The organism is uncultured Campylobacter sp. (genome assembly GCF_944323605.1).
GTDB lineage: Bacteria > Campylobacterota > Campylobacteria > Campylobacterales > Campylobacteraceae > Campylobacter_D.
The window spans coordinates 22572-33996 of sequence record NZ_CALUTC010000015.1 but is presented as its reverse complement, the minus strand read 5'-3'; the positions used below and the strand labels follow the sequence as shown (position 1 = coordinate 33996).

Sequence of the window (11425 nt, the reverse complement as noted above, 5' to 3'; positions counted from 1 at the left end):
AAAAAAAAAATAAAAAAAAAAATAAAAAATTTTATATTTTTAAAAAAAAACAAAAAAAAAAAAAATAAAAAAAATGCTACCCCCCCCCCCTTTTTTTTTTTTTTTAAATTTGCTTAAAATTAATTTAAATTTATTTATTTTTTATCTTATTAACTTTTTGTTAAATTTTATAGCTTCTATGAATTTAGTAAAAAATTAAAAACTTAAACGGCTTAAAAGTAAATTTCACACTAAGTTTAAATAAAGATAGATTAAAAATTTAAAAGCGCAAGTAAATTTCAAAGTGTTGTAGAAATTTTATAGCAAAGTTTTATCTCTGCTATAAAAATTTGTAAATTTTAATTAATATCCCCAAGAAAAAGAGCTTTTGTTTCTGTCTAATTTGGCTATTTTAGACATATCATTATTATCTAGTTCAAAAGAAAATATATCTATATTTTGCTTCATATGTTCTGCTTTTGAGCTTTTTGGTATGGCTATTATATTTTGCTGAATCAAAAATCTAAGCGTTACTTGGGCTACTGATTTATTGTGCTTTTTAGCTATTTCTTGCAAAACTTGATTATTAAAAATACCATCTCTTCCGCTAACAAAAGGAGAATAAGACTGAAGAACTGTTTTGTATGGCTTCATAGTCTCTATCAACGAGCTTTGCTGATAAAAAGGGTGTGTTTCGCATTGATTTACCATAGGTATAACATTGCAAGTTTTTATAAATTCTTTGTAAGCAGATGATGTAAAATTAGAAATTCCAATGGACTTTAAAATGCCTCTTTCATAGAATTCCTCCATAGCTTTATACATTTCTTTGCTTGAGTTGTAGGGCTCGTGTATCAAAAGCAAGTCTATATAATCAAGATTTAAATCTTTCAAACTTCTTTCAATGCCCTTTTTTGCACCTTCATAGCTCATAGAACTTGAAAGCTTTGTTTCTATAAAAAATTCCTCTCTTTTTACCCCGCTTAGTCTAACCGCCTCCCCGACTTCTTTTTCATTTCCATACATTTGTGCGGTATCTATAAGTCTATAGCCCAAATTTATGGCATTTAATATAGTCTTACTGTCTCTTATAGCATAAGTGCCATAACCTAAAATAGGCATTTTAACTTGATTGTGTAAAGTAACATACTCCATTTTTACTCCTTTATTTGTTTTTGCCATTAAGCTAAAATTACCAAACATCAAACTCGCTCCGATGATTTTAGCACTGTTTTTTATAAAATCTCTTCTTTTTATCATATTATCTCTTACATAAATTTAGTGGTATTATAAAGCATTAGACTTACTCTAAGTCAAGAGTTTTTATTTTTTATAAGCCTTTTTTATCATTGCTAAATTTGAACTTAAATTTAAAAGTAAAGAATCAGCCATAACTAATCTCAACATAGCAGTGCATACTACAGCTCCTCTAACTCCTACACAAGGATCGTGTCTGCCTTTTATCAAGCATTTTGTATTTTTTCCATTTATATCTATGCTATCTTGTTCTAAAAATATAGATGGTGTGGGCTTGAAATGAGTTTTTATCTCTATAAATTCACCATTGCTAATGCCACCTAAAATCCCTCCTGCATTATTACTTAAAAAACCCTTTTCACTCAAAGCATCATTAGCCTCACTAGCTTTCATTTTGCTAGATCTTATGCCACTTCCTATTTCAACGGCTTTTACAGCATTTATACCCATTAAAGCATAAGATATTTTACTATCTAATTTATCATAAAGAGGCTCTCCAAGTCCTATTGGCGAATTTGTTATCCTTGAAAAAACTACTGCTCCGACACTGTCTTTAGCATTTCTAGCATTTAAAATTTCATCTTTTAGTTTATCTTCTATATTTCTATCAAGGCAAAAAATTTCACTTTCTTGTGCGAAAGAAAAGTCAAAATCTTTGCTTTCAAGCTTAGATACAACAGAGCCTATGCCTAAAATTCCGCTATGAATTTCTATATCAAATTCTTTAAGCAACATAGCAGCCACCGCCCCTGCTGCTACTCTAGCAACAGTTTCTCTAGCACTTGCTCTTCCTCCGCCTCTATAATCTCTTATGCCATATTTATGAAAATATGTAAAATCAGCGTGCGATGGGCGAAAAATATTTTTTATGTTTTCATAATCTTTTGAATGCTGGTTTTCATTAAATATAACTATTGCTATTGGTGTTCCCGTTGTGTATCCTTCAAATACTCCACTTAAAACCTCTGCCTTATCGCTTTCTTTTCTTTGAGTGCTAAATTTATTCTGTCCGGGTTTTCTTTTATCAAGCTCATTTTGTAAAAAATCATAATCAAATTTTATCCCAGCAGGAACTCCATCTACAATGCAACCAAGTGCTTTTCCGTGACTTTCTCCAAAACTTGTAAATCTAAATTTGCTACCAAAAGTATTCATAATAATCCTAATTTTTCAAGTGTAATCTTAGCCGCGATTTGCTGTGCTTCTTTTTTTGTGCTTGAAATAGCTCTTGCAAATTCTTTTCCGTCTAGTTCAAGCGAAACTTCAAATTTTTTCTTGTGATCTGGTCCAAAAGCCCTTAAAGTAAGATACTGTGGTGTTTGTGCCATATTAGCTTGAGTATATTCTTGAAGTTCTGTTTTATAATCCTTACACAAATCAAGACTTATATCTGGAAAATTTTTTCTTATCAAAAACAGTGAAATTTCCTTAGCTTTATTAAAACCAGATTCTAAAAATATAGCTCCTATAATGGCTTCAAAAGCATCCGAAAGTATAGATGGCTTTTTGCGACCATTATTGCTTTGTTCTGAAGATGACATAAGTATAAATTTGCCTAAATCTATGCTGCTTGCTATCTTAGCAAAAGACTTTTCATTTACCAAAGCAGCCCTTAACTTAGATAGTTTGCCCTCGGCTACATCTTTAAAGTTTTCAAATAAAAGCTCTGCTACCACTAAATCAAGCACAGCATCTCCTAAAAATTCTAGCCTTTCATTGTGCTTATGTCCTGTTTGACTTTTATGCGTCAAGGCTTGTTTTAATAAATCTTTATCCTTAAATTCATATAATATACTTTTTTCTAAATTTTGCATTTTTACTCCATAGAATTTTGCAATTTTAAAGCCTCATTTCTAGCTAAAAAATCACACCTTTCATTTTCTTTGTGTCCATTATGTGCCTTTACCCAAAAAGCCTTTATGCTATGTATTTGCGAAAGCTTTATGTATTCTTGCCATAAATCTACATTCTTTTTCCCCTTAAAATTTGTTTTTATCCACTTAAAAATCCATTCATTCACACTCTTTGCCAAAAGCTCTGAATCTGTAAAAAGACTTATTTCGCAAGGTTCTTTTAAGACTTTTAAAGCTTCGATAAGAGCCTTTAACTCCATTCTATTGTTGGTGGTATTTGCTTCTGAGCCAAAACCCTCTTTTGTATGTCCTTTATACGAAAGTATATAAGCCCAGCCACCAAAACCCGGATTGTTAAGACAAGAGCCATCAGTATAAATTTCAATCTTCTTCATCACTTTTCACTTCATAAAGTATCATACATTTTCCAAATTCATAGCACAAAGGACAGTGATAAAAAAATAAAGGCATATGAGACTTGCAAGAGGTGCAAAGATAGGAAAAGTCTAACTTGGCTTTAAATTTAGCTTTTTTTAATATATAAAGCATTTTCAAATGTTTATCCTTAAAATCATAGTTCTCATCTGGCTGTTTTAAACCGAGTGCATAAAAGAATTCGTCAAATTTTTCATCATCTACAAGCTCCTTTTTAAAATAAAGCAAGTCTATTATATTTATTAATTCTTGCTTTTCATAAATGTTATAATACTGATATAAAAATCTTTTACTGGCATCGCTGTAATCTAAATTTACAAAATTTTTCTTTTCATTAGGAATGGATTTTTCGTGCATATTTAAAATTGTGATAAAATTTATCTCATCTTTACTATCCTCACCCAACTCCGATAAAGATTCAAGGATATTTAAAACTTCATTATAAAGCTTTAATTTTATAAAAACAGTCTTTAAAAGCTTTAAAGCTTCTTTATTTCTAGCCCTAATGCTTAAACACTGCATTAAGCTTTCCTTGCTTCTTTCCAAAAAACCAGCCTTAAAATAAAGCCTTGCAAGGTCTAAAAAAATCTTTTCTCTTTGATTTTTATCTTTAGTTTTTTCAAGTGCTATTAAATAAATTTCACTTGCTTTCTCAAATTCGCCACTTTTAGTAAAAACAGAAGCTAAAAATAATAAAGTATTAATGTCAAAATTAGAACTTCTAAGCAAATTTTTGTGAGAAGAATCTATCTCAAATTTTTTTACAAAATTTTCAAGCTGTTGTTTTTCATCTTTATTCGCAAAAATTCTGTAAAAAAAATGCGAAAGTGCTACCACAAAAACCAAAGCAACAAGAACAATAAGTCCGGCTATAGGATCCCTATAATCTACAAAGAAAAAGTCCATTAAAACATTATACCTAAAAGCTATAACTATAAAAACATTTTTTAAAAATAAAATTCTTGACTTAGAGTAAGTATCATCTCTTATAATTATAAAAAAAATATTTAAAGGGGAAAAATATGCAGGATGAAAACAAAGATTCTCGTAGAAGTTTTTTGCAACACTCAAGCAAAATTTTACTTACAGCTATAACTTTTGGTAGTTTAAACGCTAATCTTTTCGCTCAAGAATCCAAAAAAATAAACGATTCTATAAAAACACATGCAAATAAAGGAAAAAATATGAATACCTTAACACAAAAAGCAAAGCAAAATTTACAAAGATTTTTTGGCACAAGTAAGTTAGAAAAAGAGGATTTAGAATTCTTTACAAACTATGCAAATTTCGCTTTTGATGAAGTATGGCAAAAATCTGATTTAGACGAAAAGGAAAGGTTTTTGTTGATTTTAGCTTCTTTAATTGCAATACCTGCAAACAAAGAATTTGAAGCTATGTTAAATGCTGCGATTAATGCTAAAGTGAATCCTATCGCCATAAAAGAAGTTATATATCAGGCTACTGCGTATGTTGGTATGGCAAAAATAGCAGATATTTTAGAACTTACAAATAAAATTTTTAAGCAAAAAGGCATAAAACTCCCTTTAACTACTCAAGGAACTACCACGATGGAAAACAGAAGGCAAAAAGGCTTTGAGATACAAAAGACTATTTTTGGAGAGTCCATAGAAAAATCTTACGCAAATACCCCAAATCATAGAAAGCATATTAATGAATTTTTAAGTGCTAATTGCTTTGGTGATTACTATACAAGAAATGGTTTGAGTCTAAAATTTAGAGAGCTTGCAACTTTTGTATATCTCATTTCTATGGGTGATACACAAATGCAGACAAAAGCACACATTCAAGGAAATTTAAACATAGGCAATGATAAAAATAAATTAATAGCAGTTGTTACTGCTTTGATACCTTATATTGGCTATCCTAGAGCTTTAAATGCACTAAATGCAATAGACGAGGTGAAAGGCTAGTAAAACACAGTAATTTTTCTTGCATTTTTTGCTATCTTTAGTAAAAATTTCAAGTTTTTATAATAAAATAAAAGTAAAAAGTAAATATATGCAAGAAAAAAAACAGTTTTTCTTTATTTTATTGTTAGTAAATTTCATTATGATGTGTTTTTTTTTATATAAAGGAAAAGCTGCAATACTAAGCTTTGAAGCTGCTTTTTTAGCCTCTTGTTTAATAATTTTTTCATCATTTTATAGCTATCAAAAAAATATTTTTAAAACAGTCAAAAAAAACCCTGCAAACAAAATAAAAAGATTAATTTTTGAAAAAAAAACAAATAAAAACATAAAAATTATAAAATTTTATGAGATAAATGACGATTTTAAAATAAGATTTAAGGATAGACTTAAACATTTGTCTTGGTTTTTTGCAATTTTTAAAATGCTATCCTATGTTTTTTTGGTATTATTATTTTTTATTTTAAATAGGCATAATCTACTAAATATAAGTGCTTTTTTGCTTGGAGTTACAGTTATGCCTGTTGCTATTTTTATTTTTATGTTGTGGGTGAGATATGTCAAGTCCTAAAAGAACGATATTTTCAATGTCATCTTTGTTTGTATCTATGTCTTTTTTATTTATAGGTAATGCACTTATAATAAGCTCGGTAGGGATAATACTAAAAGAAAGCGGTATGAGTGCTTTTGGGATAGGTATCGTAAATGCTTGTTTTTATTTAGGTGCTTTATTTGGGACAATTTCAGCACATAAAATCATATCTAACATAGGGCATATAAGAGCTTTTGGGGTTTTTACAGCGATGTTTTCCATATGCATCATACTGCATTCAATAAGCTATAATATCATATTTTGGGCTTTGCTTAGATTTGTGCTTGGGTTTTGCTACTGTGCTTTATTGCTGCTTATAGAATCTTGGCTGAATGAAAAAGCAAAAAATGCCGTTAGATCCACGGTGCTAGGTTTTTATGAAACTGTTTTTTATATGTCTTTTGGCATAGGTGTGTTATTGATAGGATTTAAATTTGAAAATTCTGTCCTTTTTGCAGTAAGTGCGTGTTTGATAATGTTCTCATCTTTACCTTTGAATTTGATAAAAATAAAAGAACCAAAACACCGCCAAAAAGGTAAAATATCCATACCAAAAGTTTTTAATATAGTCCCTCTAGCAATAGTAACAAGCATAATAGCTGGTATGCTTTTAAATGGCTTCTTTTCTATGTCTTCTCTTTTTATACTCTTACAAGGATATGGAGCAAAAGAAGTTTCTTATTTTATGCTTTGCGTTATATTTGGTGGTTTTTTATCGCAGTTTTTAATAGGAACAGTCTCTGATAAAATGGGACGCAAATTTACTATAATACTTTGTGCTTTAATATCATTTGTAGTAATGCTTTGTTTTGTAATTTTTAACTTAAGCATAACATTTCAATACATACTAGCTTTTTTTCTTGGCTCTCTCACGCCTCTTTACGCACTAGCATTAGCTAGAGCTAATGATATGCTAGAGGATAAAACCCAGCTTGTAGAGGTTGGTAGGGCTGTGTTATTTTGCTATTATTTATCGTCTTTATTTTCTCCTTTGATAATAGGCTTTTTAATGCAAGCTTTTGGCTATAACGGCTATGTTTGGTTTTATATATTTTCTCTTGCATTTTTAATACTTTTTGCAATAGGAAAGCCAAATATAAAAAGAGGCGATAAATTTAAAAGAAATCCTGGAAATATGGTGATTTTCGATGATTAATACCCAAATAACTCAAAGCATAAATGTAAGCACAAATAAAACAGATATAAAAGACTCTATAAAAACTCCGCAAAAAAATGAAACTAGCTCAAAAGATGATTTAGCCTTAGCATTAAAGAAAAATTTAGGGCTTTTAAATACAAAAACAGAGCTTGCAGATCAACAAACCGTAAATTTTGATAGTAAGGAATTAAATTTAAAGCTTCAAAGCTTGATAAATAAATTTTTAAATCAATTAAATTCCGAAAAAAGCCCTAACCAAAATTTCATAAAACAATCAACAGCATTAAATTTCGCACCAAATTTTAGCAATGAACTCAAATTTTTAGCAAATGAAATGCAAAAAAGCGATGTATTTACTGAGGTTTTAAAGAAATTAGAACAAATTTTAAAACCAGCAAGTGAAACCAAAACTAGCAACTTAGCTATGCTTTTTAAAAATTCTGGTGTTTTTTTTGAAGCAAAGCTAAAAGATGCACTAAATCCTGAAAATTTACCAAAAAGCTTTCACAGCCTAGTAAATGCGATAAAATCTGTCAGCAGCGATAAGATAGCAAATGAGATAATAAATTTAGCAACAAAAGATCTAGATCCTAAAACCTCGCTTGATGAGCTAAAAAATATCATAAGCACAGAAAAAAATTTAAATCAAGAAACCCTTAAAAGTAGTGCATTTAAAGCACTTTTAAACCTCTCATCATCTCTTGATAATTTTAAAAAATATATAAGCAAAAACCCAAGTCTAGCACAAGAAAAGATAGAGCAAGTAGCGACGCAAATTATGAAAAAACTAGATAAGCTAGAGCCTAGTTTTAGAAAAGAAATTTCAAAACTAGAAAATTTAGCCTTAAAAGATACATCTTTTTTAAAAAATTTATCGCAAAGCTTTGCTAAGCTTAAAGAAAATTTACAAAACATAATACAGCACAAAACAAATGAGCCTACACAAAACAAAACAACAAATCCAAACCAAAACACACAGCAAATAATAAGTTCTAACCAAAACACAAATAAAGCTCAAAACAACCCAAGCAATAATATTACTAATAATACAAACACACAGATTAAAGATCTTTCCAATCCATTCTATTCTACAGAAACAGAGAAAAATATTTCTCAAACACAAGATACAAAGGTGCAAGAAAATAATAATACTGAAACAAAAAGCGAAATAAATAATAAAGATCTTGAAAATAAAAACATTGAAAATGAAGATGTTAAACAACAAAATACTGATAAAAAAAGTGATGTAAATACAGATAAAACAAGCGTGCAAGAAGATATACATACTGAAAAACACAGCACAAAAGAAGAAAACTTACAAGATGATAATATTGACGTAAAAAAAGATGAAAATAAAAGCGATATAGATACAGAAAGCAAAAAAGAAAATTTGCAAAAAAATGAAGTTGAAAATGAAGTTGAAAATGAAGTTGAAAGCGAAGTAAAAAACGATGTAAAAGAACAAAAAAATGACAAGGATTTAAAAAAAGATATAAATAACGATAATGTAAAAGATAATAAAAACACAAAAGAGCAAATAAAAGACGGTAAGGAAATAATAAAAGATGATAAACAGCTTCCAAGAGAAAACATAAAAAAAGAAAACATAGATAACGAACTTAAGACAAATCAAAACGATAAAATTTTTAAACAACAAAGCGAAACAAATTTAAATCAAAATACAATAAAACAAGAAGCTGTTAAAAATTTAATCTTTGTTAATGAAAAAACCCAAATGAAAGAGCTTGAGAATTTAAATCAGGATATAAACAAGCTTATAAAAAGAGTAAATGAAAGCCTTAAGGAGCTTGAACCAAAAAGTTTAGAAGCTAAAATCAACATAAAAGATATAAAAAATATAGACAATAAAATAAAAGAAGCTTTAAATGATATAGCAAAAATAACCGTTAAAAACAATGACGATATAGCAAATGAGCTAAGAAATGATATAAAATCCACACTTTTGCAGGTTTCAAATTTGGCAAAAGCAAATGATAATGAAGCCATAGCTAGTCAAGCAAATAGGCTTTTAGCACAGATTGAGATAAATCAACTAATATCATTAGCAAATTCTTCTATAAACACTTATATGCCTTTTTTCTGGGATGATTTAAGTGATTCAAAAATAATATTTAAAAGAGGCAAAAAAGATAAATATTTCGCACAAATAAAACTAAATTTCGCACAACTTGGGGAACTTGATGTGTTAATATCGCTAAATAATGAAAAATACATAGATATAAACATAATGGCTGAAAATAAAGATTTTAGAAAAAGAATTTATGAAAACGCACACGAATTAAAAAGGGCGTTAAGTAAAGTAGGTCTTTTGAGTTCAAATTTCTTTGTGGGAGATATAATACGCTCTAAATTTGATTCTGAACTTCTTAAAAATAGAGCTTATGATTTTGAAATGGGTATAGACAAAAAGGCTTAAAAATGGCAGAAAAGGCTAAAGAAAAGAGAAAAAAAGCCGTAGCTCTAGGATATAATAAAGAAAAAAACAGTGCGCCAAAAATTCTAGCAACAGGCAAAGGAGAAAGTGCTGCTAAGATGATAAGCTTAGCAAAGGAACACGGCGTGCCTATAAAAGAAGATGAGGACTTAGTTGAACTTTTATCTAAGCTTGATCTCGGAGATGAAATTCCACCTAGTATGTATAAGGCTGTAGCCGAAGTCTTTGCCTTTATATATCAAATGGCAAATAAAAAGTGAGTTGCTCTTAAATTTTGATTAAAAATGTCCTTATGCAAAAGCAAAATTTAAGAAATATAAATTTCGTTTTTTTTTTTTTTGATACAATTCAAATAAGACTTATATAAAGGTTTAAAATGCAAAAAACTTTGGCTATTATGAGAACACACAAGATAAATGAAGCTATAATAAGCGAATTTGCTAAAATGCAAAATTGTGGTGTAGATACTTTGCTTTTGATAAATAACTCTTATGGTGCTGTAGAAAATGATAAAAGCACTAAAATTAAAGAGCTTGAAATGTTTGGCACAAAAGTAAAGTGTTTAGTGCTTTATCAGCAAGATTATATAGAACTTGGTTTTTACAATTTTGATGATGTGGGATATAATTTTTGGTTTAACGTTACATATGGACTGTTTATAGCAAAACAATACTTTGATAGCTATGATTATTATTGGTATTTTGACTATGATGTTTTTTTGAATGCTCCAAACTACAAGGATTTTTTTGATTTTTATAAAAAAGATGATGCAGACTTTATCATATCTCATTTTAGAAAAGAAAGCTATGATAAAACTTCTTGGTGTTGGATTACTAACACACAGTGGGCATATTATGATTCTAAAGTTTTTCTTCACGGTTGCTTATTTTCAAATGAAAGATATAGTGCTAGATTTGTTAATCATATTTTTGAAAAATACAAAGAAATGACACAAAAATTTCAACAATTTAACGGGAATAAGCAATGGCTTCACCCTGAATTTATGTGTGCAACTGAAGCTGTAAAATATGGGTTTAAAATAAGAAATTTTACAGATGATGGACATTATATATCTCTTGCTCCACATTACGTAGATTTAAACAATAGGCTTTTTTTAAAACCTGATAATAAAATGTATCACCCCTGCAAACCAGATATAGTCAGTGAAATTTATAATAATTTACATAACTGTCAAACACATATATCTTCACTTAACAATCTTTTAAATTTTACAAAAGAATTTGGCACAGCAAAAGCTAGAATTCATAATCATTTAGCTTATAAACTTGGACTTGCATTAATAGAAAATTCAAAAAGTATAAAAGGTTATATAAGACTGCCTTATGTTTTATCTTATATAAAAGATAAACATAAAAAAGAACAAAAGATATATAATGAAAAGATAAAAGATAATCCTTCTTTAAAACTTCCTCCTTTAGAAAGTTATCCTGATTATAAAGATGCTTTAAGAGAAAAGAACTGCATTACATATAAATTAGGAGAAGCTTTGATAGAAAATATGAAACGGGGGGGGGCATTGAAATATATAAGATTTATGAAAGATGTGCGTAGGATAAAGAAAGTTTTTAAAAAAGTTTAAAGTATAAAGTTAGGTAGAGATGGAGTTTAAAGAAGGGTTAAAACTTAAAGTTAAAAGACTTTAAAATAAAAAATGATAAAGCTTAAAGTGTAAAGTTACATAGAATAAAGAAAACATTTGAAAGGAAGTGAAAAGCTTTAGATTTTTAGAAAACTTTAAAAAAATTC

The 11425-nt window shown here is 28.7% G+C and carries 10 protein-coding genes; 5 read left to right on the top strand and 5 right to left on the bottom strand.

What is annotated here, in order from left to right:
* Positions 1–342: 342 nt before the first annotated feature.
* The 5 genes from Q0J35_RS07875 to Q0J35_RS07855 all read right to left on the bottom strand — a co-directional run bounded on the left by Q0J35_RS07875 (position 343) and on the right by Q0J35_RS07855 (position 4430).
* Complete coding sequence (locus Q0J35_RS07875; protein WP_297195212.1) at positions 343–1239, bottom strand: aldo/keto reductase; 897 nt, start codon at positions 1237–1239, stop codon at positions 343–345.
* A 63-nt stretch (positions 1240–1302) separates the two neighbouring features.
* Positions 1303–2391, bottom strand: coding sequence for a chorismate synthase (aroC, locus tag Q0J35_RS07870; protein ID WP_297195210.1), 1089 nt, complete (start codon positions 2389–2391; stop codon positions 1303–1305).
* A complete protein-coding gene (gene rnc / locus Q0J35_RS07865) occupies positions 2388–3050 on the bottom strand; it encodes a ribonuclease III (RefSeq protein WP_297195208.1) in 663 nt (220 codons plus the stop codon). Before rnc ends, aroC begins: the two co-directional genes overlap by 4 nt.
* 2 nt (positions 3051–3052) lie before the next feature.
* Positions 3053–3484 (bottom strand): ribonuclease HI, encoded by a 432-nt coding sequence (gene rnhA / locus Q0J35_RS07860; protein ID WP_297195206.1) that lies wholly within the window; start codon positions 3482–3484, stop codon positions 3053–3055.
* Positions 3471–4430 carry a hypothetical protein gene (locus tag Q0J35_RS07855; RefSeq protein WP_297195204.1) on the bottom strand — a complete coding sequence of 320 codons (960 nt, stop codon included), beginning with the start codon at positions 4428–4430 and terminating at the stop codon, positions 3471–3473. Before Q0J35_RS07855 ends, rnhA begins: the two co-directional genes overlap by 14 nt.
* Positions 4431–4708: 278 nt before the next feature.
* Between Q0J35_RS07855 and Q0J35_RS07850 the strand changes: the two genes are divergently transcribed.
* The 5 genes from Q0J35_RS07850 (at position 4709) to Q0J35_RS07830 (ending at position 11258) form a co-directional block, all read left to right on the top strand.
* Positions 4709–5455: a carboxymuconolactone decarboxylase family protein gene (locus tag Q0J35_RS07850; protein WP_297195215.1), complete on the top strand. Its 747-nt coding sequence runs from the start codon at positions 4709–4711 to the stop codon at positions 5453–5455.
* A 554-nt stretch (positions 5456–6009) separates the two neighbouring features.
* The gene (locus tag Q0J35_RS07845) at positions 6010–7200 is read left to right on the top strand and encodes an MFS transporter (RefSeq protein WP_297195200.1); all 1191 of its coding nucleotides are present in this window, start codon (positions 6010–6012) and stop codon (positions 7198–7200) included.
* A complete protein-coding gene (locus Q0J35_RS07840) occupies positions 7193–9640 on the top strand; it encodes a flagellar hook-length control protein FliK (protein WP_297195198.1) in 2448 nt (815 codons plus the stop codon). Before Q0J35_RS07845 ends, Q0J35_RS07840 begins: the two co-directional genes overlap by 8 nt.
* Before the next feature lie 2 nt (positions 9641–9642).
* Positions 9643–9918: a FlhB-like flagellar biosynthesis protein gene (locus Q0J35_RS07835; protein ID WP_297195196.1), complete on the top strand. Its 276-nt coding sequence runs from the start codon at positions 9643–9645 to the stop codon at positions 9916–9918.
* Positions 9919–10034: 116 nt separating this feature from the next.
* On the top strand, positions 10035–11258 hold the full coding sequence (locus tag Q0J35_RS07830) for a hypothetical protein (RefSeq protein ID WP_297195194.1): 1224 nt from the start codon (positions 10035–10037) through the stop codon (positions 11256–11258).
* The last annotated feature ends 167 nt before the right edge of the window (positions 11259–11425 follow it).

Coding starts and splice junctions, on each gene's coding strand:
- Q0J35_RS07845 (WP_297195200.1), top strand. CDS start 6,010: ATGTCAAGTCCTAAAAGAACGATATTTTCAATGTCATCTTTGTTTGTA.
- rnc (WP_297195208.1), bottom strand. CDS start 3,050: ATGCAAAATTTAGAAAAAAGTATATTATATGAATTTAAGGATAAAGAT.
- aroC (WP_297195210.1), bottom strand. CDS start 2,391: ATGAATACTTTTGGTAGCAAATTTAGATTTACAAGTTTTGGAGAAAGT.
- Q0J35_RS07835 (WP_297195196.1), top strand. CDS start 9,643: ATGGCAGAAAAGGCTAAAGAAAAGAGAAAAAAAGCCGTAGCTCTAGGA.
- rnhA (WP_297195206.1), bottom strand. CDS start 3,484: ATGAAGAAGATTGAAATTTATACTGATGGCTCTTGTCTTAACAATCCG.
- Q0J35_RS07855 (WP_297195204.1), bottom strand. CDS start 4,430: ATGGACTTTTTCTTTGTAGATTATAGGGATCCTATAGCCGGACTTATT.
- Q0J35_RS07830 (WP_297195194.1), top strand. CDS start 10,035: ATGCAAAAAACTTTGGCTATTATGAGAACACACAAGATAAATGAAGCT.
- Q0J35_RS07850 (WP_297195215.1), top strand. CDS start 4,709: ATGAATACCTTAACACAAAAAGCAAAGCAAAATTTACAAAGATTTTTT.
- Q0J35_RS07840 (WP_297195198.1), top strand. CDS start 7,193: ATGATTAATACCCAAATAACTCAAAGCATAAATGTAAGCACAAATAAA.
- Q0J35_RS07875 (WP_297195212.1), bottom strand. CDS start 1,239: ATGATAAAAAGAAGAGATTTTATAAAAAACAGTGCTAAAATCATCGGA.